Source organism: Xylanimonas allomyrinae (genome assembly GCF_004135345.1).
Lineage (GTDB): Bacteria > Actinomycetota > Actinomycetes > Actinomycetales > Cellulomonadaceae > Xylanimonas > Xylanimonas allomyrinae.
The window spans coordinates 1,033,428-1,058,740 of sequence record NZ_CP035495.1; the positions used below are offsets into that span (position 1 = coordinate 1,033,428).

Annotated in this window: 24 protein-coding genes; 15 read left to right on the top strand and 9 right to left on the bottom strand. The window is 73.0% G+C overall.

The features are described from left to right. Window positions 1–214: 214 nt before the first annotated feature. The 4 genes from ET495_RS04650 to ET495_RS04665 are packed head-to-tail and all read left to right on the top strand — an operon-like array spanning window position 215 to window position 5,264. On the top strand, window positions 215–1,024 hold the full coding sequence (locus tag ET495_RS04650) for an RNA polymerase sigma factor (RefSeq protein WP_162616371.1): 810 nt from the start codon (window positions 215–217) through the stop codon (window positions 1,022–1,024). Window positions 1,025–1,083: 59 nt separating this feature from the next. Then, window positions 1,084–2,745, top strand: coding sequence for an amidohydrolase (locus ET495_RS04655; protein ID WP_129203015.1), 1,662 nt, complete (start codon window positions 1,084–1,086; stop codon window positions 2,743–2,745). Between the two features lie 51 nt (window positions 2,746–2,796). After that, window positions 2,797–4,509: an apolipoprotein N-acyltransferase gene (gene lnt, locus ET495_RS04660; RefSeq protein WP_129203017.1), complete on the top strand. Its 1,713-nt coding sequence runs from the start codon at window positions 2,797–2,799 to the stop codon at window positions 4,507–4,509. Further along, window positions 4,506–5,264 (top strand): polyprenol monophosphomannose synthase, encoded by a 759-nt coding sequence (locus tag ET495_RS04665; RefSeq protein WP_129203019.1) that lies wholly within the window; start codon window positions 4,506–4,508, stop codon window positions 5,262–5,264. The genes lnt and ET495_RS04665 overlap by 4 nt, the downstream gene beginning before the upstream one ends. Window positions 5,265–5,357: 93 nt before the next feature. On the opposite strand, the gene ET495_RS04670 is transcribed toward ET495_RS04665, so the two are convergent. Beyond that, window positions 5,358–5,702 carry an RNA polymerase-binding protein RbpA gene (locus ET495_RS04670; RefSeq protein WP_129203020.1) on the bottom strand — a complete coding sequence of 115 codons (345 nt, stop codon included), beginning with the start codon at window positions 5,700–5,702 and terminating at the stop codon, window positions 5,358–5,360. Window positions 5,703–6,048: 346 nt separating this feature from the next. On the opposite strand from ET495_RS04670, the gene ET495_RS04675 reads away from it, so the two are divergent. After that, on the top strand, window positions 6,049–7,248 hold the full coding sequence (locus tag ET495_RS04675; protein ID WP_129203022.1) for an LLM class flavin-dependent oxidoreductase: 1,200 nt from the start codon (window positions 6,049–6,051) through the stop codon (window positions 7,246–7,248). A 10-nt stretch (window positions 7,249–7,258) separates the two neighbouring features. After that, on the top strand, window positions 7,259–7,891 hold the full coding sequence (locus ET495_RS04680; protein WP_129203024.1) for an FMN reductase: 633 nt from the start codon (window positions 7,259–7,261) through the stop codon (window positions 7,889–7,891). Window positions 7,892–7,948: 57 nt separating this feature from the next. On the opposite strand, the gene ald is transcribed toward ET495_RS04680, so the two are convergent. Continuing rightward, complete coding sequence (gene ald / locus ET495_RS04690) at window positions 7,949–9,061, bottom strand: alanine dehydrogenase (RefSeq protein ID WP_129203026.1); 1,113 nt, start codon at window positions 9,059–9,061, stop codon at window positions 7,949–7,951. Between the two features lie 159 nt (window positions 9,062–9,220). On the opposite strand from ald, the gene ET495_RS04695 reads away from it, so the two are divergent. From ET495_RS04695 to argG, 3 genes are all read left to right on the top strand, one after another. Further along, the gene (locus tag ET495_RS04695) at window positions 9,221–9,754 is read left to right on the top strand and encodes a hypothetical protein (RefSeq protein WP_129203028.1); all 534 of its coding nucleotides are present in this window, start codon (window positions 9,221–9,223) and stop codon (window positions 9,752–9,754) included. Window positions 9,755–9,776: 22 nt separating this feature from the next. Then, entirely contained in the window at window positions 9,777–10,529 is a 753-nt protein-coding gene (locus ET495_RS04700) for a DNA alkylation repair protein (protein ID WP_211340909.1), read from the top strand. Between the two features lie 93 nt (window positions 10,530–10,622). Further along, window positions 10,623–12,071 (top strand): argininosuccinate synthase, encoded by a 1,449-nt coding sequence (gene argG, locus ET495_RS04705; RefSeq protein WP_129203032.1) that lies wholly within the window; start codon window positions 10,623–10,625, stop codon window positions 12,069–12,071. Here argG and ET495_RS04710 read toward each other — a convergent pair whose 3' ends face one another. Then, window positions 12,072–12,866: an alpha/beta fold hydrolase gene (locus tag ET495_RS04710; protein WP_129203034.1), complete on the bottom strand. Its 795-nt coding sequence runs from the start codon at window positions 12,864–12,866 to the stop codon at window positions 12,072–12,074. 126 nt (window positions 12,867–12,992) lie between these two features. On the opposite strand from ET495_RS04710, the gene ET495_RS04715 reads away from it, so the two are divergent. The 3 genes from ET495_RS04715 (at window position 12,993) to ET495_RS04725 (ending at window position 16,331) form a co-directional block, all read left to right on the top strand. Next, a complete protein-coding gene (locus ET495_RS04715) occupies window positions 12,993–13,436 on the top strand; it encodes a helix-turn-helix transcriptional regulator (protein WP_129203036.1) in 444 nt (147 codons plus the stop codon). Window positions 13,437–13,441: 5 nt separating this feature from the next. Continuing rightward, on the top strand, window positions 13,442–13,849 hold the full coding sequence (locus ET495_RS04720; RefSeq protein WP_211340910.1) for a VOC family protein: 408 nt from the start codon (window positions 13,442–13,444) through the stop codon (window positions 13,847–13,849). A 121-nt stretch (window positions 13,850–13,970) separates the two neighbouring features. Then, window positions 13,971–16,331, top strand: coding sequence for an ATP-binding cassette domain-containing protein (locus ET495_RS04725; RefSeq protein ID WP_129203040.1), 2,361 nt, complete (start codon window positions 13,971–13,973; stop codon window positions 16,329–16,331). 3 nt (window positions 16,332–16,334) lie between these two features. On the opposite strand, the gene ET495_RS04730 is transcribed toward ET495_RS04725, so the two are convergent. Next, window positions 16,335–17,090, bottom strand: a complete 756-nt coding sequence (locus ET495_RS04730) for a helix-turn-helix transcriptional regulator (RefSeq protein ID WP_162616372.1) — start codon at window positions 17,088–17,090, stop codon at window positions 16,335–16,337. Between the two features lie 127 nt (window positions 17,091–17,217). Between ET495_RS04730 and ET495_RS04735 the strand changes: the two genes are divergently transcribed. From ET495_RS04735 to ET495_RS04745, 3 genes are all read left to right on the top strand, one after another. After that, window positions 17,218–18,828, top strand: a complete 1,611-nt coding sequence (locus ET495_RS04735; RefSeq protein ID WP_129203044.1) for an N-acyl-D-amino-acid deacylase family protein — start codon at window positions 17,218–17,220, stop codon at window positions 18,826–18,828. Window positions 18,829–19,771: 943 nt separating this feature from the next. Then, on the top strand, window positions 19,772–20,683 hold the full coding sequence (locus ET495_RS04740) for a tyrosine-type recombinase/integrase (RefSeq protein ID WP_245993309.1): 912 nt from the start codon (window positions 19,772–19,774) through the stop codon (window positions 20,681–20,683). A 96-nt stretch (window positions 20,684–20,779) separates the two neighbouring features. Then, a complete protein-coding gene (locus ET495_RS04745) occupies window positions 20,780–22,075 on the top strand; it encodes a phospholipase D-like domain-containing protein (protein WP_211340911.1) in 1,296 nt (431 codons plus the stop codon). 10 nt (window positions 22,076–22,085) lie between these two features. Here the strand turns inward: ET495_RS04745 and ET495_RS04750 are convergent, their stop codons facing one another. The 5 genes from ET495_RS04750 to ET495_RS04770 form a co-directional block, all read right to left on the bottom strand. Beyond that, entirely contained in the window at window positions 22,086–22,745 is a 660-nt protein-coding gene (locus ET495_RS04750; RefSeq protein WP_129203046.1) for an MBL fold metallo-hydrolase, read from the bottom strand. Between the two features lie 9 nt (window positions 22,746–22,754). Further along, window positions 22,755–23,354 (bottom strand): MerR family transcriptional regulator, encoded by a 600-nt coding sequence (locus ET495_RS04755; protein ID WP_129203048.1) that lies wholly within the window; start codon window positions 23,352–23,354, stop codon window positions 22,755–22,757. A 123-nt stretch (window positions 23,355–23,477) separates the two neighbouring features. Continuing rightward, window positions 23,478–24,035 (bottom strand): bifunctional nuclease family protein, encoded by a 558-nt coding sequence (locus ET495_RS04760; RefSeq protein WP_129203050.1) that lies wholly within the window; start codon window positions 24,033–24,035, stop codon window positions 23,478–23,480. 37 nt (window positions 24,036–24,072) lie between these two features. Further along, entirely contained in the window at window positions 24,073–24,828 is a 756-nt protein-coding gene (gene ftsR, locus ET495_RS04765; RefSeq protein ID WP_245993310.1) for a transcriptional regulator FtsR, read from the bottom strand. Further along, window positions 24,825–25,313, bottom strand: coding sequence for an FHA domain-containing protein (locus tag ET495_RS04770; protein WP_129203053.1), 489 nt, complete (start codon window positions 25,311–25,313; stop codon window positions 24,825–24,827). Before ET495_RS04770 ends, ftsR begins: the two co-directional genes overlap by 4 nt.

The window sequence follows — 25,313 nt, forward strand, 5'->3', positions numbered from 1 at the left end:
CGAGCGAGATCGACGTCGCCGACGACGTGCCCCGTGCCCGGCCGCGCCCGGGAGCAGGACCCGACACCCAGGCAGCGCGCATCCCGTCGAGCGGGCCGGACGGGCTGATCGCCGCCGTCGGCACGCCACACCCGGCCGCAAGGCCGTGCCCGCCACCCGTCCGGGCCGTCCACCGCGACGGGTGGCAACGCGCGTTCGACGAAGTGGGTGCGCGGTGAGGAACGGTAGCCAGCAGGCAAGCGACGCGGACCTCGTCGCCCTCGTGCGCGCGGGTGACCCGTCGGGGCGGGCCTACGCCGAGCTGTTCCAGCGGCACTGGCACGTGGCCAGGTCCGCGGCGGTGCGGTTCGGCGCCGGCGGCGACGCCGACGACCTGGCCCAGGAAGCGATGGTGCGCGTCTTCCAGGCGATCGCCGAGGGCGCCGGCCCGGAGACCGCGTTCCGCGCCTACCTCGTCGCCGCGGTGCGCAACCTCGCCATCTCCCGGTCCCGTCGCACCCAGCCCTACCTCGCGGGCGACGCCATGGACCTGGAGGAGCTCGCGTTCCTCGGCGAGGACGGGCGCGAGGTCGACGAGGACCTCATGGACCGGTCGCTGCTCGCCGCCGCGTTCCACAAGGTGCCCGACCGCTACCGCGAGGTGCTGTGGTACACCGTCGTCGAGGGCATGCACCCGCGCGACCTCGCCCCGCGGTTCGGGTTGTCCGCCAACGGCGTGGCGGTGCTCGCCGCCCGCGCCCGCGAGAGCCTGCGCCGCGCCTGGATCGCCGTGCAGCTCGACGACGGCAGCCTCGACGAACGGTGCGCCTGGGCGCTGCACTCGCTCATCAGCCTCCAGCGCGAGGACGCGCTCGGGCGCACCACCCGCGACCGGCTCGCACAACACCTCAGCGAGTGCAGCCGCTGCCGCACGGCAGCGGTCTCGGTCCAGGTGACCTCCCGCACCGTCTCCCGCCCGAGGTCCCACCGCACGCACGCCACCGCACGCGACGGCCCGTGCCCGACGGTGATCCCGGACACCTGACCGCGGACGTGAGGTGACGCCCGTCGCACAGGGCGCGCCGGAAGCTCTAGGGTCGGCACGTGACCTCGACCCTGTACCGCAACGGCGCCATCCACTCCTCGGCCGACCCGTTCGCCGAGGCCCTCCTGGTCGATGACGGTGTGATCGCCTGGATCGGCGCCGACGACACGGCTGCAGGTCTCGCCGCCCGCGCCGACCGCGTGATCGACCTCGACGGCGCTCTCGTCGCACCCGGGTTCGTCGACGCGCACGTCCACACGCTCGAGACCGGCCTCGCGCTCGAGTCGGTCGTCCTGTCCGCCGCAGGCGCCCCCACGCGCGCAGCCGCGCTCGACGCGCTCGCCGCCGGGGCGCGCGCCCTCGACACCGCAGACCCCGACGGCGACGAGGTGCTGCTCGCCTTCGGGTGGGACGAACAGGGCTGGCCCGAGCGCCGCCCGCTGACGCGTGAGGAGCTCGACGCCGTCGCCGGCGGGCGCCCCGTCTTCGCCACCCACGCCGACGGGCACCACGCCGTCGCGTCGACCGCGCTGGCCGCGCGCGTCGGCGCCGATTCCCTGCCTGGGTGGGACCCGTCGGGGCTGGTGGTGGGGGAGGCGCTGCGAGCGGTGCGTCAGGCGGCCCGGGACCTGCCGCCCGCGCGGCGCACGCGCGCCTACCGGGTGGCGCTCGAGCGCGCGGCGGCGGCGGGGATCGTGGCGGTGCACGAGATGTCGGCACCGCACACCGACACGCGCGACGGGCTGCGCGAGCTGATGGACCTGGCGGGCACGGGCGTGCTGCCACAGGTGGTGGCCTACCGGGGTGAGCAGGTGGAGACGGAGGACGACGCTCGCGCGCTGCTGGCGGCCCTGCCGTTCCTGACGGGAATCGGCGGGGACGTCAACGTCGACGGGTCGATCGCGTCGCGCACGGCGGCGATGCGCCAGCCGTACTCGGACCGCCGGGCCGTGCCAGGTCTGGCGCCCGAGGACGGCCACGGGTTGCTGTTCCTGACGGCCGAGGAGATCGCGGCGCACCTGGCGGCGTGCGGCGCCGTGGGGGTCCAGGGCGGTTTCCACGTGATCGGCGACCGGGCGATGGACGAGGTGGTGCGCGGCCTGGACATCGCGGCCAAGGAGCACGGGGCGGGACCGCTGCGGGCGGCACGTCACCGGGTGGAGCACGCGTTGTTCGTGGACGCGTCCGCGCTGGCGTCGTTGCTGCTGTACGGCGTTTCCTTGTCGATCCAGCCGGCGTGGGACTCCCTGTGGGGCGGACGCGGTGGATTGTGGGCGGCGCGGCTGGGTGGTGCGCGGGCCCAGAACATGTCGCCGTTCGCCGATCTGGCGGGGGCGGGCATCCCGTTGGCCTTCGGGTCGGACTCGCCGGTGACGCCGCTGGATCCGTGGCAGGCGGTGCGGGCCGCGGTCTCGCACGACGACGAGTCGCAGCGGTTGTCGGGGCGTGCGGCGTTCCGTGCACACACGCGCGGCGGCTGGCGGCTGGCGGGGCTGGACGGAACGGGGGCGGGAGAGCTGGCCGTGGGGGCGCCCGCCCACCTGGCGGTGTGGCGGGCCGAGGCCTACGGGGTGCGCTCGTCCGGCCGAGGTCTGTCGTCGTGGAGCGAGGAGGCGCGCGCGGGGCAGCCCGTGCTGCCGGACCTGGATCCGCAGGCGTCACTGCCGCAGTGCCTGCAGACGGTGCGGGCGGGCGTCCCGATTCACGACACGTTCGCCTGACCGCTCGGCCGTCGGGACCGTTCGTCCGGCTGGCTCGCGTACGCTGCCCGCGTGCCCCGTCCCGCCACGTACTCCCTCTGGGCGTCTCGACCAGTGACCTTGCTGCTCGCCGTGCCCGTGGGCGGGGCGCTGTGGGCCGCGTTCCCGGACCAGGGGTGGTGGCCGCTGGGGATCGTGGCCGTCACGCTGCTGCACCTGGCGCTGGGTCGCGACGGCGCGGGCTGGAACTTCCTCGTCGGGCTGGTGGCCGGCCTCGTCTTCTTCCTGCCGCACCTGTGGTGGGCCCTGGACGCGACGGCGGCGGTGCCGTGGGTCGCGGTGAGCCTCCTGGCGGCGCTCGGTCCGGCGGTGTTCGGCACCGTGTGGACGTGGGCGCGGCGGCTGCCGTGGGTGCGGGACCGGGAGTGGGCGCAGGTGCTGGCGTTCGCGACCGTGTGGACCGCGGTCGAGCAGTGGCGGTCCGAGGTGCCGTTCGGCGGGTTCCCGTGGGGGCGGCTGGCGTGGTCGGTCGCGGGAGCGCCGACCGGGCGCGCGGCCTGGCTTGGCGGCACGCCGCTGGTGTCGTTCGTGCTGGCGGCGGCGGGCGTGCTGCTGGCGGTGGCGGTGCGGCACGCAGCAGGTGCGGTGCGTGGGCGAAGCGGGCGGCGTCGTCACCTGGGCGCGGCGGCGGTCGCCGTCGTCGTCGGGGGAGTGGGCGTGCTGGGGCCGGTGTGGCTGCCGCTGCCGACGGCGGGCGACGAGCGGCCTGTCGCCGACCCTCCGGTGACGGACGTCGTCGACGTGCCCGACAGGTCGGTGTTCGCCGACGCGGGGACGGGGGCGCAGCAGTCGGGCGTGCTGCGGGTGGGCATCGTGCAGGGCAACGTGAGCGAGCCCGGCCTCGGCTCGTTCGCCAACCGTGCCGAGGTGCTGAACAACCACCTGGACGGCACCCGTGACGTGGCCGACGACGTCGCCGCCCGCGCGGCGCGCGGCGAACCCGACCCGGGGGTCGACGTCGTGCTGTGGCCGGAGAACGGCTCGGACCTGGACCCGCAGGTGGCGCATGACGTGGCGCGCGCGCTCGACGCGGCCACCGAGCGCGTCGGGGCGCCGATCCTCGTGGGTGCGCAGGAGTACCCGGAGACGGGTGGGCGCTACAACGTGCTGCTGCTGTGGCGGGACGGGCAGGGAGTCATCTCCCGGTATGCCAAGCAGCATCCGGCCCCGTTCGGGGAGTACATCCCGATGCGTTCGTTCGCGCGCCTGTTCAGCGACCAGGTGGACCGGGTCTCCACCGACATGCTCGCGGCGGACAACCCGCCGCTGATCGACCTGCCCTCCGCGCGGCTGGGCCGGACCGTGCGGCTCGGGACGGCCATCTGCTTCGAGGTCGCCTACGACGAGATCCTGCGTGACGCGGTGCGCCGCGGCGCGGAGGTGCTGGTGGTGCCCACGAACAACGCGTCGTTCGGTGTGACGCCGCAGTCCACCCAGCAGCTTCAGATGACGCGCCTGCAGGCCATCGCGAGCGGGCGGGCCGCCGTCCAGATCTCGACGGTGGGTGTCAGCGGCGTCATCGCCCCGGACGGGACCCTCGTGGCCCGTACCGGCTTGTTCACCGCCGATCGCATCTCCGCCGAGCTGCCGTTGCGCACCACCTGGACCCCAGCGGTCGCGGCCGGCTACTGGCCCGGCTGGGTGGTCAGCGCGTCGGGCGGGCTGCTGGCCCTGGCGGGCCTCGCGGTCGGCATGCACCGACGTCGACTGGAGCGCGCCGCATGACCACCCTCGTCATCATCCCGACGTACGACGAGCGCGACTCGCTGCCCGTCACGCTCGCCGGGGTGCGTGAGCACGCCCCGCAGGTGGACGTCCTGGTCGTCGACGACGCGTCTCCCGACGGCACGGGCGAGGTCGCCGACGCGCTCGCCGCGTCCGACGGGCAGGTGCACGTCCTGCACCGTGCCGGCAAAGGTGGCCTGGGCGCCGCGTATGTCGCCGGGTTCGGATGGGGGCTGGCCCGCGGGTACGACGTCCTGGTCGAGATGGACGCCGACGGCTCGCACCGCCCGACCGACCTGCCCCGGGTCCTGGCGCGTGCCGCGGCACCCGACGAGCCCGCCCTCGTGATCGGGTCGCGGTGGGTGCCCGGCGGGTCCGTGGTGAACTGGCCGTGGCACCGGTCGCTGCTGTCGCGGGGCGGGAACACCTACGTCCGGCTCGCCCTGGGCATGCCCGTCCGTGACGCCACGGCAGGGTTTCGCGCCTACCGGGCCGCGACGCTGCGGCGCATCGACCTGTCGTCCGTCGAGTCGCACGGGTACTGCTTCCAGGTCGACATGACGTGGCGGGTCGTGCGGCACGGCGGCACGATCGTCGAGGTCCCCATCACGTTCGTGGAACGTGTCGCCGGGGTCTCGAAGATGAGCCGGGCGATCGTCGCCGAAGCGCTGGGCAAGACGACGGCGTGGGGGCTGGCCTATCGCACGCGGCGCCTGCGCTCAGGGCTGGCCGAGCTCACGCGCGGCGCCCGCTGACCGGTCCCGGACATGCCTCAGGGCCCGACCCTGCCGGGTCCGGCCCTGAGTGGTTCGTCCAGCCGTGCCACGCGGCAGCGCCGCGCGGCAGCGTCACGCGCCGCGGCGGAGCTTGCCGGCGCGCAGCAGCTCGAGACGCTCGTCGAGCAGCTCCTGCAGCTCGGCCACCGTGCGGCGCTCGAGCAGCATGTCCCAGTGGGTGCGCTGCGGCTTGGTCGCCTTGGGCTCGGGCTGCTCGGCGTCGCGCAGCAGCGCGTCCTCGCCGCAGCGGCACTCCCACACCGGGGGCACCTCGGCGTCGGTGGCGAACGGCAGGATGATGGTGTGCCCGTTGGGGCAGTCGTAGTAGGCCTGGAAGCGGGGGGCGAAGTCAACGCCCTCGTCGGACTCCATGCTCTTGGCGCCGATGCTCATGCCGCGCAGTGACCGGTCGGGCACGTCGTCCTCCTGGGGATCGGGGAAACCGGGGGTGCGACCCCCTGAGGGGCCGGAAATGGGTGGGGGATCCGAATTTCCAACGTCGGGGAACGGGTCCGTGTTCCAACGTTTTCGTGAGACCCGCGCCACAGCACAGTTCGTGGTCGATGTCGAGGGTCCCTGGTCCCGCCGTTCAGCGCAATTCGAGATCGCTTACGGCAGTCATAGCACGCCACCCTGATGCGTCGCGTGCCTCGCCCCGTGCTTCGCCTCACACTGGAGCACAGGAATGAACAGGGAACCTGTCCGGTTGATCCGGGCAGTACATGCAGATGCATGAAACCCAACGATCAGGGAGCTGAGAACCGTGCAGTTCGGAATCTTCTCGGTCAGCGACGTCACCACGGACCCGGTCACCGGTCACACCCCGGACGACACGGAGCGGGTGCGCAGCATGCTGACCATCGCACGGCACGCGGACGAGGCCGGCCTCGACGTCTTCGCCACCGGTGAGCACCACAACCCGCCGTTCGTCGCCTCCAGCCCGACGACGATGCTCGGCTACCTCGCCGGCGTCACGCGCAACATCACGCTGTCCACTGCCACCACGCTGATCACCACGAACGACCCGGTCCGCCTGGCCGAGGAGTACGCGATGCTCCAGGTCGTCTCCGGCGGCCGGATGGACCTCATGATGGGCCGCGGCAACACCGGCCCCGTCTACCCCTGGTTCGGCAAGGACATCCGCCAGGGCATCCCGCTGGCCATCGAGAACTACGCGCTGCTGCGCCGCCTGTGGACCGAGGACGTCGTCGACTGGCAGGGCAAGTTCCGCACCCCGCTCCAGGGCTTCACCTCGACGCCGCGCCCGCTCGACGGGGTGCCGCCCTTCGTGTGGCACGGCTCGATCCGCAGCCCCGAGATCGCCGAGCAGGCCGCGTACTACGGCGACGGGTTCCTGCACAACAACATCTTCTGGCCCCTGAGCCACACCAAGCAGATGGTCACCTACTACCGGCAGCGGTTCGAGCACTACGGGCACGGTCGCGCCGACCAGGCCATCGTCGGTCTCGGCGGACAGGTCTTCGTGCGCAAGAACTCCCAGGACGCCGTCGCCGAGTTCCGCCCCTACTTCGACGACGCGCCCGTCTACGGGCACGGCCCCTCGATGGAGGACTTCACACGCGAGACCCCGCTGACCGTCGGCTCGCCGCAGCAGGTCATCGACCGCTACGGGGCGTTCGTCGACGAGGTCGGCTACTACCAGCGCCAGATGTTCCTCATCGACCACGCGGGCCTGCCCCTCAAGACCGTGCTCGAGCAGATCGACATCCTTGCGGACGAAATCGTTCCCGAGCTGCGTCGCATCGTCGAGGCCAAGCGCCCCGCAGACGACGTGCCGCTCAACCCGCCGACGCACGCCGAACGCGTCGCCACCGCCCTGCGCGCCGGATCGCTGGGCGCCGCGCACGTGGGCGGCACCGAGGACCGCTGGACGGGCCTGCGCGCAGAAGAGGGCGACCCGCGCAACCTCGAGCCGACCGCCGGCCGTCCCTTCGGGCTGTGACGAGGCCCCCATGTCCTCCGACCGCACCCTCGTGACCGTCTCGGCGGGGCTGTCCGTCCCGTCGTCGACCCGGCTGCTCGCCGACCGCCTCACCGAAGCCACGGTCGAGGCCCTCGAGACGGCCGGCCACACCGTGACCGTCAAGGCGATCGAGCTGCGCGGCCACGCGCACGCCATCGTCGACGCCATGCTCACCGGGTTCCCCACCGGGGACCTCTCCGCCGCCCTCGACACCCTGTACGCCGCCGACGGCGCCATCGCCGTCACCCCGCTGTTCACCACGACGTACTCGGGGCTGTTCAAGTCCTTCGTCGACATCCTCGACAAGGACGCCCTGCGCGGGCTGCCCGTGCTGCTGGGCGCGACGGGCGGCACCGCCCGCCACTCCCTGGCGCTCGACTACTCGCTGCGGCCGCTGTTCACCTACCTGCACGCCGACGTCCTGCCGATGGCCGTCTTCGCCGCGACCGACGACTGGGCCGGCGCAGGCGACCAGGTCAACCCGTTGCCGGCCCGCATCACGCGTGCTGGCGCCGACCTCGCCGCCCGCATCGCCGCCCGCGAGCCGGCGACCCCCGCCGACCCGTTCGGGTCCACGCCGTCGTTCGCGGACCTGCTGGCACGCGGCGGCCACAGCGCCTGAGCGCCCGGAGCACGCCGCGTCGGGGCGGGTGCCGCCACGGCACCCACCCCGACGTCGTCACAGCACGGTCGACACGTCGGTGAGGTCGAGCGCGTGCGCCTGCGCGACACCCGCGTGCGTCACCGCGCCCGCATGGACGTTCAGGCCCCCGGTGAGGGTCGCGTCGGTGCGCAGCGCCTCACGCCACCCGCGATCCGCGAGCTCGACGGCGTACGGAAGGGTCACGTTGGTCAGCGCGCGCGTCGAGGTGTGCGGCACGGCGCCGGGCATGTTCGCGACGGCGTAGAACGTCGACTCGACCACCCGGTAGGTGGGGTCGGCGTGCGTTGTCGGGCGCGAGTCCTCGAAGCAGCCACCCTGGTCGATCGCGATGTCCACGAGCACCGACCCGGGCCGCATCCGCGACACCAGGTCGTGGGAGACCAGCACGGGCGCCTTCGCGCCGGCGACCAGCACGGCACCCACGACCAGGTCGGCGTCGAGCACGGCCCGCTCGACCTCCCACGCGCTGGAGGCGAGCGTCTGCACCCGGCCGAGGAACACGTCGTCGGCCGCCGCGAGCGCCCGCACGGAACGGTCCAGGAGGGTGATGCGCGCGCCCATGCCGGTGGCGACGCGGGCCGCGTTCATGCCGGACACGCCGGCGCCGATGATGACCACGTGCGCGGGCGCGACGCCCGGCACGCCTCCGAGCAGGGTGCCGCGCCCGCCTGCGGCCTTGAGCAGCGCGGCGGCGCCGACCTGGGGTGCCAGGCGCCCGGCGACCTCCGACATCGGGGCGAGCAGCGGCAGGCCGCCGTCGGGGGACTGGACCGTCTCGTAGGCGATGGCGGTGACGCCGCTGTCCAGGAGCGCGAGGGTGAGGTCGCGGTCGGCGGCCAGGTGCAGGTAGGTGAACAGGACCTGGCCGGGGCGCAGGTGCTCGTACTCGCCGGGCAACGGCTCCTTGACCTTGAGCACGAGCTCGCCTGCTGCCCAGATCGCGGCTGCGTCGGGTTCGATCACGGCGCCTGCGGTGGCGTACTCGGCGTCGGGGATGGCGGACCCGACGCCGGCTCCGGTCTCGATGTGGACGGTGTGACCGTGGCGCACGAGCTCGTGGACCCCGGCCGGGGTCACGGCGACGCGGTATTCGTGGTTCTTGACTTCCTTCGGCACGGCGACATGCATGGTGGCCTCCTGGACGGGGCCGCGGCGCGGCCCGGCTGGTATGCGTGTCCTTCCCGAGCGGAAGCGCCCGGCTGCCCGGCGGACGCTCTTGCCGCAGGTCCGCGTGTGCGCCACCATGCTTGCAGGGCGGAGGCAGGGCTGCACCTAGGAGGGTGAGCGATGGCCGAGGGCGAGCACCGGGCCGGACCGGGCCGGGAGGCCGGGGGCGGCAGGGGCGAGACCGGGACGGCGTCCGTGCCCGGGGTGCGCCGGACGGCGAGCGGCGTACGCCCCGTGCCGCCCGTGGTGCGCTGGGACCCGGGTGCGCGGTATCGCGCGTCGACACTGACCGCTGCCGTGCGGCCCGACGCCGTCGCGCCCGCTGCGATCCGCCCGTCCGGGCCGGCGGCGACTCTGCCCGCGCGCGGCGGTCCTGCCGACCTGGCTCGCCCGCGCTGTGCGCGGCCGTCTGCTCCGTCGGCAGGTTCGCCCTCGGCCGTGCCGCGCGCCCTCCGGGGGCGTCTGTTTCGCGGGCCGGCTCGCCGCGCCGCGGTGTTCGACCGGCAGGTGTGGTCGCCGCTGCGGCCGCACGACGCTCTCGTGCACGACGCTCTCGTGTACGACGCTCTCGTGGATGCCGTGCATCGCTACCGGCGTGGTGCGCTGGGCACGACCGGACTGGTGCGCGCCGTCGGGCACGCACTGGCCGCCTGAGCGTCCGGGTCGGCGGGCGCCGGTGGCGGACGACCTGCTCACCGCGGACGCGCTGGCGGCCGCAATCGATGCCCAGGGTTCGCCCGAGCGCGCCGCGGCGTCGGCGCGCTTCTTCCGGGCCGTCCCTGGCGGGTACGGCGCGGGCGACGTCTTCGTCGGGGTGCCCGTGCCCGTGACGCGCACGCTGGTGCGGCGGGCCGCACGCATGCCGGTCCGGGAGGCCGGCCTCCTGCTGGCGAGCCCGGTGCACGAGCACCGGCTGGCGGCGCTGCTGCTGCTGGTGGACCGCTACCGGCGCGCGACCCGCACGCGCACGCGCGACGACGCCGAGCGCAACGCGCTGCACGCCCGCTACCTGGACGCGGTGCGCGCCGGGTGGGTCAACGGGTGGGACCTGGTCGACTCGTCCGCGCCGTGGCTGGTGGGGGACTGGCTCATGGGACCGCCTGCGCACGACGTCGCGGCGGTGCTCGACCCGCTGGCGGCCTCGGCGGTGCTGTGGCAGCGGCGGACGGCGATGCTCGCGACGTTCGCGTTCACGATGGCGGGTGACCCGGGTCCGGCGCTGGTGTATGCGCGCCGGCTGCTGGAGGACGAGGAGGACCTCGTGCGCAAGGCGGTGGGGTGGATGCTGCGCGAGGTGGGCAAGCGGGCGGACATGGGCGCGCTGCTGGCGTTCCTGCAGGAGCATGCGGCACGCATGCCGCGCATCACGCTCTCCTACGCGACCGAGCACCTGGACCCCGACGAGCGCGCGCGCCTGCGTCGTCTGTGAGGGGTGCCGTCGCTGGCCCCGATACCGGGGGCCCTGCGCCCTGTCGACGACGAGCGGCTTGCATGACTATGCACGAGCACGCATAATCTTCCCGTGTCCAAGGTTCTCACGTCACTCCCGGCCGGCGAGCGCGTCGGCATCGCGTTCTCCGGTGGTCTCGACACCTCCGTCGCCGTCGCGTGGATGCGCGAGAACGGGGCGGTCCCGTTCACCTACACCGCCGACATCGGCCAGTACGACGAGCCCGACATCGCGTCGGTCCCGGGCCGGGCGACGGCGTACGGCGCCGAGGGCTCGCGCCTGGTCGACTGCCGCGAGGCACTCGTCGAGGAGGGCCTGGCGGCCCTGACCTGCGGGGCGTTCCACATCCGCTCCGCCGGGCGTTCCTACTTCAACACCACGCCGCTGGGCCGCGCCGTCACCGGCACGCTCCTGGTGCGCGCGATGCTCGCCGACGACGTGCAGATCTGGGGCGACGGGTCGACCTACAAGGGCAACGACATCGAGCGGTTCTACCGTTACGGCCTGCTCGCCAACCCCAACCTGCGCATCTACAAGCCGTGGCTCGACGCCCAGTTCGTCGCCGAACTCGGGGGGCGCAAGGAGATGAGCGAGTGGCTCGCGGCGCACGACCTGCCCTACCGCGACTCGACCGAGAAGGCGTACTCGACGGACGCGAACATCTGGGGCGCGACCCACGAGGCGAAGACGCTCGAACAGCTCGACACCGGCCTGGAGACCGTCGAGCCCATCATGGGCGTGAAGTTCTGGGACGAGTCGGTCGAGATCGCACCCGAGACCGTCACGATCGGGTTCGAGCAGGGCCGCCCCGTCAGCATCGACGGCAAGGCGTTCGGCTCGCCCGTCGACCTGGTGCTGGAGGCCAACGCCATCGGCGGCCGCCACGGGCTGGGCATGAGCGACCAGATCGAGAACCGCATCATCGAGGCCAAGTCCCGCGGCATCTACGAGGCCCCCGGCATGGCGCTGCTGTTCATCGCCTACGAGCGCCTGGTCAACGCGATCCACAACGAGGACACCCTCGCCCAGTACCACAACGAGGGCCGCCGCCTCGGGCGCCTGATGTACGAGGGCCGCTGGCTCGACCCGCAGTCGCTCATGATCCGCGAGTCGCTGCAGCGCTGGGTCGGCTCCGCCGTCACGGGAGAGGTCACGCTGCGCCTGCGCCGCGGGGAGGACTACTCGATCCTCGACACCGCGGGCCCGGCGTTCAGCTACCACCCCGACAAGCTGTCGATGGAGCGCGTCGCCGACTCGGCGTTCGGGCCCACGGACCGCATCGGCCAGCTCACCATGCGCAACCTCGACATCGCCGACTCGCGCGCCAAGCTCGAGCAGTACGCGACCCTCGGCCTGGTGGGCGGGGCGCACGCCGCGCTCATCGGTGCCGGCGAGACCGCGCCGCTGCTCAGCGAGCTCGAGCTCGAGGCCGGGCAGGCCGAGGCGATCGCCTCGCGCGGCCAGGCCCCCGAGGGCGAACAGCTCCTGGACGCCGCCGCGATGGAGTTCGGCGTCGACTGATCACGGGGCGTGCACGCCCGGGTCGTCGCGCAGCGCATCCAGCAGGAGCGTGACCACGGCGTCCGGGCGTTCCAGCGCCGGCAGGTGCGCCGACCACGGCAGGTGCGTCAGCTCGGCGCCCGGCACGTGCGCGGCCACGTGCGCGGCCACGTTGCGGAAGTGGTCCAGGTCGCGCCCGCCGGCGACCACGAGGGTCGGCACTGCCACGCGCGACAGGTCGACCTCGACACGCTCCGGTCGCGGGCCGGTCCCGGTGGCCACCTCGGCCTCGTCCGCGGCGAGCTGCACCTCGAACGCGCGCCGCTGCATGGCCGCGAGCGCCTCGCGCGCCGAGAGGGCGGCGCCGTCGGCGAGCCACGTGCGCACGTTCAGGCGGACGGCACCCTCGACGTCGCCGGAATCGAGCAGCGCCGCCTCGGCGGCGTCGAACGCGGCGGCGTCGGGTGTCGGGTCGAGGCCGCGCAGGCCGGGGTTGAGCAGCACGAGCTGACGCACGCGCGCCGGGTGCCGGGTGGCGAGCTCGAGCGCGACCCGCCCGCCGAACGAGGCGCCGACGACGGCCGCCTCGGCGATCTCGAGGTGGTCGAGCAGGGCGGCGACGTCGTCGGCGTCGGCGTACTCCTCGGGCGGAAGGGGTGTGTCGCCGTGTCCGCGCAGGTCGGGGCGCACGACGCGGAAGGTGTGGGCGAGGTGGCCGGCCACGGGGTCCCACATGCGGCGGTCGGCGACGCCGGCGTGGAGCAGGACGACGGCGGGGGAGGCCTCGGGGGAGGCGTCGTCATGGGCGAGGAGCATGGTGCCCACGCTAGGGCGCGGATGTGACGCGCGTCTCGCGGAAGCGTGGGGCGACCCCGATGCGGTTGTCGCGCGGGGGCCCGGTCCCGGCGGCCCGGAGCGGCTCTCGCGTGGCACGATCGGCTCATGGACGACGCCGAGGCGCGGCGGCTGCGGGACCTGGCACTGCTGCGGCGGGTGCGTGACCGCATGGACCGTGAGTACGCGCAGCCGCTGGACGTCGCCGCGCTGGCCCGGGGCGTGCACCTCTCGGCGGGATACCTCAGCCGCCAGTTCAAGGCGGCCTACGGCGAGTCGCCGTACAGCTACCTGATGACGCGGCGCGTGGAACGGGCGATGGCGATGCTGCGGGGCAGCGACCTGACGGTCACCGAGGTGTGCTTCGCGGTCGGGTTCTCCTCGCTCGGCACGTTCAGCACCCGCTTCGCGGAGCTGGTCGGGATGCCACCCAGCGCCTACCGGCGCGCGGCCGCGGGGGCCGCTGCCGGGTTGCCGTCGTGCGTCGTCAAGCGGGCCACCCGGCCGGTCAGGAATCGAGAAGCACGGCGCGCGCACCCCGGCCTACCGTGACGGGCATGGACATCACCATTCACACCAGCTTCCTCCCGCACACCGACCCTGAGGCGTCGCTCGCGTTCTACCGCGACGCGCTCGGCTTCGAGGTGCGGCTCGACGTCGGCAAGGGGCCGATGCGGTGGATCACCGTGGGGCCCGCGGGCCAGCCGGACACGGCGATCGTGCTGCACCCGCCGTTCGCCGACCCGGGCATCACGCCCGACGAGCGCCGCGTGATCGCGGAGATGATGGCCAAGGGCACGTTCGCGACGATCGTCCTGGCCACCCCCGACCTCGACGGCACGTTCGAGGCCGTCGTCGCTGCCGGCGCCGAGGTGGTGCAGGAGCCCACCGACCAGCCGTACGGGGTGCGGGACGCGGCGTTCCGCGACCCTGCGGGCAACCAGGTGCGGCTCAACCAGGTGTAGCTCGACTGGTGTAGCTCGGCTCAGGACACGCCGACCCGGTACGCTCCGGCGGGCGTGACGCGTCCTGCGTGCGCCGCGGGTCACGGTTACGTTTTCCTCACCCGCCGATCAAGGGAGACGCATGAGCGCGATCGCCGACGGCCACGACGTCATCCGGGTGCAGGGTGCCCGGGAGAACAACCTGAAGGACGTCTCGGTCGACCTGCCCAAGCGGCGCCTGACGGTGTTCACGGGCGTGTCGGGCTCGGGCAAGAGCTCGCTCGTCTTCGACACCGTCGCCGCGGAGTCGCGGCGGCTCATCAACGAGACGTACTCGGCGTTCCTCCAGGGCTTCATGCCGTCGCTCGCCCGCCCCGACGTCGACGTGCTGGAGGGGCTGACGACGGCGATCGTCGTCGACCAGGAGCGGCTCGGCGCCAACCCCCGCTCGACGGTGGGCACCGTGACCGACGCGCACGCCATGCTGCGCGTGCTCTACAGCAAGCTCGGCGACCCGTACGTGGGCCCGCCGACGGCGTTCTCGTTCAACGTCCCGACGTCGACGGTCTCGGGGATGAGCGCGGTCGAGAAGGACGGGCGCGTGGAGAAGACGGCAGTGCGCGCCCGGGTCTATCTCGGCGGCATGTGCCCGCGCTGCGAGGGGCGCGGCTCGGTGTCGGACCTGGACCTGGCCGTGATCGTCGACGAGAGCAGGTCGCTGCGCGGCGGCGCGATCCAGGTGCCGGGGTACACCGCGGACGGGTGGATGGTGCGTGCCTTCGCCGAGTCGGGGTTCTTCGACCCGGACAAGCCGGTGCGCGACTTCACGACCCGCGAGCGCGACGACCTGCTCTACAAGGCCGCCACGAAGGTCAAGGTCGCGGGCATCAACATGACTTACGAGGGCCTGGTCCCCAAGCTGCGCAAGTCGCTGTTCTCCAAGGACCCCGACCAGCTCCAGCCGCACCTGCGGGCGTTCGTCGAGCGTGCCGCCACGTTCGGCACCTGCCCGGAGTGCGACGGCACGCGCCTGTCCGCGGGGCCGCGCGAGTCGCTGATCGACGGCAGGTCGATCGCGGACGTGTGCCGCATGCAGGTCTCCGACCTGGCCGGCTGGGTCGCGGGGCTCGACCTGCCCGGCGCCGGCCCGCTGCTGGACGCGCTGCGCGCGACGCTCGCCGCGTTCGTGGAGCTGGGCCTCGGGTACCTGTCGCTCGACCGGCCGTCGGGGTCGCTCAGCGGGGGAGAGGCCCAGCGCATCAAGCTGCTGCGCCACCTGGGCTCCGCCCTGACCGACGTCACGTACGTGTTCGACGAGCCGACCATCGGCCTGCACCCGCACGACATCCAGCGCATGAACGGACTGCTGCGGCAGCTGCGCGACAAGGGCAACACGGTGCTGGTCGTCGAGCACAAGCCCGAGACCATCGCCATCGCCGACCACGTCGTCGACATGGGTCCGGGCGCCGGCACGGGCGGCGGGCAGGTGTGCTTCGAGGGCACCGTGGACGGGCTACGGGCCTCGGGCACCCTCACCGGCCGCCACCTCGACGACCGGGCCCGTGTCAAGGAGACGGTCCGCACGGCGTCGGGCGTGATCGAGATCCGAGGGGCGTCGACGAACAACCTGCACGACGTCGACGTCGACGTGCCGCTGGGCGTGCTGGCCGTGGTGACGGGCGTGGCCGGGTCGGGCAAGAGCTCGTTGATCCACGGGTCGGTCGCCGGGCGCGACGGCGTCGTGGTCATCGACCAGGGCGCGATCGGTGGGTCGCGGCGCTCCAACCCGGCGACGTACACGGGGCTGCTCGACCCGATCCGCAAGGCGTTCGCGAAGGCCAACGGCGTCAAGCCGGCGCTGTTCAGCGCGAACTCCGAGGGCGCGTGCCCCACGTGCAAGGGCAACGGCGTCATCTACACCGAGCTCGGGTTCATGGAGACGGTCTCCACGCCGTGCGAGGACTGCGGCGGCAAGCGGTTCATGGCGTCGGTGCTGGAGTACACGCTGGGCGGGCGCGACATCGCGCAGGTGCTGGAGCTGCCCGTCGCCGAGGCGGAGTCGTTCTTCGCCAAGGCGGGTCCCGCGCCGCTGCCCGCGGCGCACGCGATCCTCGACCGTCTCGTCGACGTCGGGCTCGGTTATGTCAATCTTGGCCAGCCGCTGACGACGCTGTCCGGGGGAGAGCGTCAGCGCATCAAGCTCGCCACCCAGATGGCCGAGAAGGGCGGGGTCTACGTCCTGGACGAGCCGACCACGGGCCTGCACCTGGCCGACGTCGAGAACCTGCTGCGGCTGCTGGACCGGCTCGTGGACGCAGGACGCTCGGTGATCGTCATCGAGCACCACCAGGCGGTCATGGCGCACGCCGACTGGATCATCGACCTGGGACCGGGCGCGGGCCACGACGGCGGGCGCGTCGTCTTCGAAGGCACGCCGGCGGACCTGATCGCGCACGGAGGGACGCTCACGGCCGAGCACCTGGCCCAGTACGTGGCTCGCTGAGCGCTACCGGGGATTGCGGACCTCGTCGAGGTATCCGTAGGCGGTGACGGTCGAGATGCCCAGCCGCTTGGCGGTGCGCGGGACGGCCCGCTTGACGGAGAACGCGCCCCGGTCGTTCAGGAAGCGCAGCACCTCCATGCGCTGCGGCTTGCCGAGCAGCGTCACGGGCATCCCGACGTGCGCGATCGCCCGTTCGATCAGGTCGTCCAGCACGGACTCGATGTCGGGGGCGGTGCTGCGGGCCTCCCCGCCCGCCGCGGGCGGCATCATGCCGGCGAGCGTCGCACGGACGGACTGCAGGGGAGTGAGGTCGACGTTGACGCACAGCGCCGCGACCGCGTCGCCGCCGGCATCGCGGAAGTAGACCGAGGAGCTGGTCAGGTCGCGGCCGTCGGCGGTACGAGCCCGGTAGCCGAACTGGTCACGCTCGGACGACTCGTCGCGCGTCGCCATCCGGCCGAGGTGGGCCGACGGACCGCCGGCGCCGCGTCCTGAGACGCCGCCGTTCTCGATCGCGAGGACAGTGTGGTCGAAGTCCTCACCGCGCAGGTCGTGCAGCACCACCTCGCAGTGCGGGCCGACGGCGGTCGCGACCGCGCGCATGACCGGCGCCAGCAGCTTCGCGAGCTGGTCGACATCAAGGCCGACCGGAAACGGGTGCGTCTGCGGCGAGACGGGATCCTGCACCTCGTCGGCCGGGATCGTGGCGTGTGGCGGCACGCCAAACAGGCTAACATGCCATAAATCCTCTTCAGGCAACAGAGATTCGGTTGCATCTCTTGCACCCCTCACGCAATGACGTGACACCCAAGGACGTGACCATGCGCAACGAAGCGCTGAGGGCACCGTGGACCGCCCGCCCCGGCACGGCCGGCATCGGGAACACATGACGCGCATCCTGATCACCTCGGCCACCGTCGTCGACGGCACCGAGGGCCCGGCCCGGACCGCCGACGTCCTCGTCGAGGACGCCCGGATCCGCGCGATCCTGCCCGTCGGCCAGCACGCCCCGACGCCCGGCACCCGGGTCATCGACGCCACCGGGCTGGTGCTGGCACCCGGCTTCATCGACATGCACGCCCACTCCGACCTGGAGATCCTGCTCGACCCCACACACCCGTCACGCATCACGCAGGGGATCACCACGGAGGTGCTCGGGCAGGACGGGCTCTCCTACGCGCCCGTCGACGACGCCGTGCTCACGGGAGTCCGCACGGCGATCGCGAGCTGGAACACCAACCCGACGGACCTCGATTTCTCGTGGCGCTCGGTGGGGGAGTACCTCGCCCGCCTCGACCAGGGCATCGCCACCAACGCCGCCTACCTCGTCCCGCACGGCACGCTGCGCGCCGGCATCGTCGGCTGGGACGACACGCGTGCCACACCCGGCCAGATCGCGCACATGCAGGACGTCGTCGCCGCCGCCATGGAGCAGGGCGCCGTCGGCCTCTCCGCCGGACTCACCTACACCCCGGGGATGTACGCCGACGACGACGAGCTCGTCGCGCTGTGCCTCACGGTCGCCGCTCACGACGGCTACTTCGCGCCCCACCAGCGCTCCTACGGAGCCGGCGCGCTCGACGGCTACGCCGCGATGATCCGGGTCGCGCGCCGGACCGGCTGCCCGCTGCACCTGACGCACGCGACCATGAACTTCGGGCCCAACGAGGGCCGCGCCCACGAGCTCCTCGCGATGGTCGACCGAGCCGTCGAGGACGGCGTCGACATCACCCTCGACTCCTACCCGTACAGCGTCGGCGCCACCAGCCTCGCCGCGATCCTGCCGAGCTGGTCCACCGCGGGCGGGACCGGGGCCACGCTCGCCCGGCTCGGCGACAGCGACGCCCTCGAACGCATCCGGCACGACCTGGAGGTGACCGGCTCCGACGGCTGCCACGGCGTCCCCGTCGACTGGGACACCATCGAGATCAGCGGCGTCCGGAACCCCGACCTGGACGACGTCGTCGGCCGCCGCATCACCGACATCGCCGCGGACCAGCGCACCAGCCCGTTCGACGCGTTCGTCGCCGTCCTGCGCGACGACGACCTGGCGACAGGGATCCTCCAGCACGTCGGCCACGAGGAGAACGTGCGCGCTATCATGCAGCACCCGAGGCACATGGCCGGCAGCGACGGGCTGCTTGCCGGAGCCAAGCCCCACCCGCGCGCCTGGGGCACGTTCGCCCGCTACCTCGGTCACTACACCCGCGACCTCGGGCTCATGTCCCTCGAGGAATGCGTCGGCCACCTCACCGGTCGCGCAGCACGGCGCCTGCGACTGCGCGACCGCGGGCTCGTCCGCAACGGCTACGCCGCCGACCTCGTCCTGTTCGACCCTCGGACCGTCGCCGACGCCGCCTCCTACGCCGATCCGCGCCGTCCCGCCACCGGCATCGAGTACGTGCTCGTCGCCGGCGAGGTCGCCCTCGACCGCGGGCGGCTCACCGGCGCGCTCGCCGGCCGCGCGCTCCGGCGGCGCCCCATCGGGACGTCGTGAGCGCGCGGCCGTCCCTGGACGCGGCCGCCGGCCGCCTTCTCGACGTGGTCCCCGGACATCACACCTGGTCCACCGGTACAGCCAGCGGTTCTATGCCGAGCCGGAGATGCTTCTCGACCAGGACGTGATCTGCGTCGGTGGTGGTTCGACTGCCACCTCTTCAACCCGCACTGGTTCGGCCCGCACTGGTTCAGCACCGATAATGCACATTATGTCATTATGCACGGAAGGCAGCCCCGCACTCGTGCGTCGGTGCCTTGCACACCTCCCCGCGTGGGCCTCGCCGCGTGGGCCTCGCCGTCAGGTCCGTGAACCGCGACACCACCACCGGCCGTCGCCGCACAGCGGCGCGCCAGGCTGCGTGGTGCCACCAGCCGTCGCCGTCGCAGAACACCCGGTCCGCCAGGCATCTTCGACGTCAGCCACGTCGTGGGCCACGTCGTTCCGATGCCGTGCCACCGTCCCACCGTGCCACCGCCTGCGTCGCGACCGCATCCGGCCTGGCCGACGCCTTCGACCCGCGGCGCCCGGTGCATCCGCGAGGTCGTCGCCGAGGCGGGCGTCGAGATCTCCCGCCCAGGCGCGCCCCACCCGCACCGCAGGCGGCCGCGCGTGCCGCCTCGCCCAAACCACTGTGTATGACACAACACACTGTTGTGACATAACGTTGCCGGGCGTGCCCTCCGGACCGGGCCTATGTCGGACCCCACGCCTAGCCTGACGAGCATCGCCGCAGGCCCGCGCGTCGTCGCCCCACCCCGCCCCACTGGAGGTCCGTCTTGGTCGCCCCACCCCGGCTCAGCCTGCTGACCGTCGCCGAGGCAGCCGACCGCTACCTCGGCGCCGTCCGCAAGGACGCCGTGCGCGGCGTCCTCTCCCCACCACGGCCCGCAGCTACGCGCGCGACGTCGGCGAGCTCGCGCGTCTGCTGGGGCCCGACAGGGTGCTCGACGACGTCACGGGCGACGACGTCGACGACGCGCTCGTGGCCTACCAGTCCCTGCCGGACGGCCGCTTCTCCGACCCTGCGCGCAAGGTCGGCCCGGGCCGGTCCACGGCGACCGTCAACCGGTTCCGGCAGTCGGCGACCCGCTTCTTCGCGCACGCCGCACGCGAGTGCTGGGTGCAGGCCGACCCGATGCTGTGGGCGGCACCTCCGGCCCGCGTGCGCGGCGGCCTGCGCGTCGCTCGCACCGCGTTGTCCGCGGCGGCCGCGCAGGCCCTGCTGTCGACGACGGCGCAACCCGCTGCTTCACCTGCGTCCCGCTCCGACCAGCACCTGGCCCTGCGCGACCGTCTCGTCCTGGCACTCCTGCTCGTCCTGGGACCGCGCGTCTCCGAGCTGGCCGGGGCCGACCTCGTGGACTTCGCGCGCGAGCCGGGCCGCACGCGCTGGCGCATCGTCGGCAAGGGCGGCAGCGTGCGCACCGTGGACCTGAGCCCACCGCTGGCCGCGACGCTCGAGGACTACCTGACGGGGCTGCGCCCGCGCCTGGCGGCCCTGCGCCCGCACGACGACGACGCGCAGCGCGCGCTCCTGCTCACCTGGCGTGGGCGCCGTGCCGACCCGCAGACCATCCGCGGCCTGCTGGCCCGCACCGTCGAGCGCATGCCCGCGGCCTACCGCCGTCCCGCCACACCGCACGCGCTGCGCCACACGACGGCGACGCTGCTGGTCGCCCAGGGATGGGACGTCAAGGTCGTGGCGGAACTGCTCGGCCACGCCTCGATCGCCACCACGGGTGTCTACCTGGACCGGATCGAGGGCGAGCTCGCTGCGGCGATCCGTGCCCACCCGCTCTCCGGGTCGCTCGACGCCCGTGCCCAGGGCCCCGCCGCCGGCCCTGGGTCATGAGGTGTCACGGCCCGCCGTCGGCGACACGCGTGCACACCCTGCGACGACACGCGTGCACGCCCTGCGTCGGCCCTCGGCGCGGGCTACGGTGACCCCGTGCCCCGCCTCTCCGCCGTGACCTCCCGCCTCGCCCGGCGCCCAGTCACCTCGGCCGACGTCGACTGGGTGGGCGTGCGTCGCGTCGCGGCCCGCGCGGGCGTGGTGGCGGCGTGCGTGCCCGTGGCGACGGGTCTGGCCCTCATGGCGGCGGAACGCCTGCGCCGTCACCGGCACCCCTTGGACGCGCCGTTCCCGACGGCGGCGCCTGCCGACAACACCGTCGGCGCCACGACCACGACGGTCTACACGTTCGGCGACGATCTGTACGCCGCGATGCTCGATGCGATCGCCGGCGCCCGGGACCACGTCTTCTTCGAGACGTACATCTGGAAGGGTGACGACGTCGGGCACCGCTTCCGTGACGCGCTCGAGGCTGCGGCGGCGCGCGGCGTCGAGGTGTACGTCGTCTACGACGCGTTCGCCAACCTCGTCGTGCCACGCTCGTTCTTCCGCCTGGACACGCGCATCCACGTGCTGCGCTTCCCGTGGGTGCGCGCCGGGGCGCTCGTCTCCCCCTTGCGTGCGTCGGGTCGCGACCATCGCAAGCTCCTCGTCGTCGACGACGAGCTCGGGTTCGTCGGCGGGTACAACATCGGCTCGCTCTACGCCCGTCACTGGCGTGACACCCATGTGCGTCTCGCGGGGCCGGCCGTGTGGGAGCTGCGCAACGGGTTCGTCGACTTCTGGAACCGCTGGCGCACGCCCGCGCTGCCCGTTCTGCCCGACGTCGGCTCGACGTCCTGGCTGCCGCAGCTGCGCGCCGCCCGCAACTCCCCCAGCGACCTCGTCTTCCCGATCCGCAACGTCTACCTCGACGCGATCGACCGTGCCACGAGCCACGTGCAGATCACCCAGGCGTACTTCATCCCCGACCGCGAGATCCTCGCGGCCCTGCTCGACGCGGCCGCGCGCGGCGTCGACGTGCGCGTCCTGGTGCCCGAGCGGTCCAACCACGTCGTGGCCGACTGGCTTGCACGAGGCCACTACGGCACCCTTCTGCGCGGCGGGGTGCGGATCTTCCTCTACGCGGACGCGATGATCCACGCCAAGACCGCCACGGTCGACGGTCGCTGGTCCACCGTCGGCACGGCGAACATCGACCGGCTCTCGCTGACGGGCAACTACGAGATCAACCTCGAGATCGTCGACGCGGGTGTCGCCGCCACGCTCGAAGAAGTCTTCGCGATGGACCTGACCAATGCCCGCGAGCTCACCCGCGCGGCGTGGGAAGCGCGTCCGACGCTCCACAAGGTGGGCGAGCGCCTCGTGTCCCCGCTCGCCCCGTTCCTGTGACCGCTCACGGTCACAGGCGAAGCGTCTGGCCCACCGCCAGCCTGCGGTAGTCGTGCTCGCCGGCGAGCGCAGCGGTGGCGAGCTGGCGCTGCGCCATCGCGTGTCCCACCTCGGAGAGCAACGCGTCGTGGACCGGCACGACATACGGTGCCGACGACGACGCTGCGTAGTCGATCGCTTCGCCCAGCTTCATCCACGGCCCGGACACCGGCACGAGGAGGACGTCGACGTCGCGGTCCGGCAGGTCGAACGAGTCGCCCGGGTGGTAGATGACGCGGCCGCCGAGCTCGACCAGATACGTCACGTTGACCGCGCGCGGGATCTTGGGGTGGATCAGCGCGTGCGCTCCCCCGCCGACGACGACGTGCGCGGCCCCGAATGTCAGCGACTGCCCCGGCTCGACGGCGTGAACCCGCTCTCCAGGGGCGCCCGCGGTGTGCAGGACGTCCGCGGCGGGGCCGGCCGCGAACACCTCAAGGCTCGGGTGTGCCCACAGCGCGGGCACGACGACATCGACGTCGACGTGGTCGGGGTGGTCGTGCGTGATGAAGACGCCGGTCGCCCCGTCGAGGGCGTCCACGGACCGTGACAAGGTCCCCGGGTCGATCACCAGGGCGGTGCCGGCATGGTCGAGCCGGACGCACGCGTGCCCATGGAACGCGAGCCGCACCTGTCCGCCTCAGCCGACCTGGCGCTTGGCGCGGCGGGCGGCAAGCTCGTCGCCCTCCTGCGGTGCCACGGCCTCGTCGTCGTCCAGGGTCTCCGTAGGCATCTGGGACAGCGTGCCCTCGATCTCGCGCCACACCCGGCCCACGGCGATGCCGAACACACCCTGCCCGCCCTGGACGAGGTCGACGACCTCGTCTGCCGACGTGCACTCGTACACCGAGGCGCCGTCGCTCATGAGCGTGATCTGGGCGAGGTCGTCGACGCCACGCTCGCGCAGGTGAGTGACTGCGGTGCGGATCTGCTGCAGCGAGACGCCGGTGTCCAGCAGGCGCTTGACGACCTTCAGGACGAGGATGTCGCGGAAGCTGTAGAGCCGGTGCGTGCCAGAGCCCGTCGCCGGACGGATGGACGGCTCGACGAGCCCGGTGCGCGCCCAGTAGTCGAGCTGCCGGTAGGTGATGCCCGCGACGCGACACGCCGTCGGACCCCGGTAGCCGGTCGCGGCGTCCTGCTCTGTCAGGTCGTCGCCGAAGAGGAGACCTTGTGCGCCGCGCGCAACGGCGCCGACCGGACTGCTGACCGTGGCGCTGGCCTCACCGCTGCTGTTCACTGGAGCCTCCCTGGGATGTCTGCCTCCACGCTAGGCCGGGGAGGGGGTCTGCACAACGACGCAGCGCTCCGAGGGCCCGGCGTGTCGCAACTCTCACCCGCGTGTCGAGGGATCTGCTGACGTTCAGGTCGAGGGTGAACGCCCGCCCGGTGCCGGCCCGGAGAAGTCGTCAGGCTCGACGTGCTCGAGGAAGTCGCGGAACTTCTCGACCTCGCGCTGCTGTTCGAGATCGACGATCTCGATGCCCGCGGCGGCCACGACCTCCGCGCTGCACAGCACGGGAGAGCCGGTCCGCATCGCGAGCGCGATCGCGTCCGACGCCCGCGAGTCGACACGGGCGCCGTTCGACAGGACAAGCTCGGCGAAGAAGATCCCGCCGTCGAGCGCGACGATCTCCGCACGCTCCAGATCGACGCCGACGGCGCCGAGCACGTCGCGCATGAGGTCGTGCGTCATGGGGCGGGGTGTGACGAGCCCGGCCTGCGCCATCGCGATGGCGGACGCCTCGCGTGGCCCGATGACGATCGGCACCGCGAGCTCGGCCGCAGCGTCCAGGAGCAGGACCACGATCTCGTTCTCAAGGTCGGGGCCGCGCTGCTGCTGGCGAACGCCCAGCACCTCGACCGGCACCATCGGAAAGTCACCGGGAGCGCTCGGCTCGTCGAAAGGTCCCTCCACCATGGGGTTCACGCTACGCCGGTGCGCGCGAACCGCGTGCTCACGGCAGACTCTCGACGCCACGCCTCAGCCACGTCGCGTGCAGGCGCGCCAGCAGCTCGCCGACCTCGGCAGCAAGCGTGGCGGCCTGCGCCTGCGCGGATGCGGTCTGCTGGTGCCGCCGCGGAGCGACGAGCTGGTCGACGAGATCGACCTGACGGTCGGCTGACGCGCGCAGGGTCCGCAGGTGGCGCGGTTCGATCCCGTGCTCCGCAAGCTGGGCGGCCAGCCGCACGACATCCGGTGCGCCGGCATCAAGCCGGCCACCCGGCCCAGAACGCAGCAACCCCGCCTGGAGGAGGTCGGCCACGAACGCCGGATCCGCCCCGGTCGCCTCAGCGACCGACTCGGCGGTCCACACCCGCCGCGCACCGTCGTCCACGACGGCGGTGCCACCGGCCAGGCGCGGCGAGGGCCCCGGCGCCGGCTCGCCGGCATCCATCGCCGCGAGCCGTTCCTTGATGACCTTGAGCGGCAGGTAGGAGTCACGCTGTTCGGTGAGCACGAACCGCAGCCGCTCGACGTCGGCGGGGCTGTACTGCCGGTACCCCGCGGGGGTCCGCACCGGGTGAATGAGGCCCTGCTCCTCGAGGAACCGCAACTTGGAGTGGCTGATACTGCCGAACTCCGGCCCCAGCGCCGCGAGCACGTCGGAGATGCGCATCGTCGCCTGTCGCGAGATGCCCCGTGGCCACGGTTCCGTCGTCGCGTCGAGCCGCGCTGCGGCGCCGTCGACGCGCGCCGACGAGCCCGTCACGAGCCGGGCGCCGAGTCCCGCGACGCCTGCGGAGGCTGCACGGCCTGCGGGCTTGCCTGGAACGACATGCGGAACTTGCCGATCTGAACCTCGTCGCCCGTGGAGAGCACCGCCGCGTCGATCCGCTGCCGGTTGACGTAGGTGCCGTTGAGCGAGCCGATGTCGCGAACGACGAACCGGTCACCCTCACGCACGATCTCGGCGTGCTTGCGCGAGACCGTCACGTCGTCGAGGAAGATGTCGGCCGTCTCGCTGCGGCCAGCCACCGCACGGTCGGTGTCGAGCAGGAACCGCTCCCCGACCCCGGCGCCCCGCTGGACGACCAAGAGCGCGGAATGGCGCGGGAGCGCCCCTACGGCCGCCGCATCCTCAGACGTCAAGGGCAGCCGCGGGACCAGCTCCTCAGCGGCAACGGGCACGATCCGCCCGAGCGTCGCCGTGACATCCGCCGCCGGGGGCTGCGGCAGGGAGCTGGGATCCGTCAT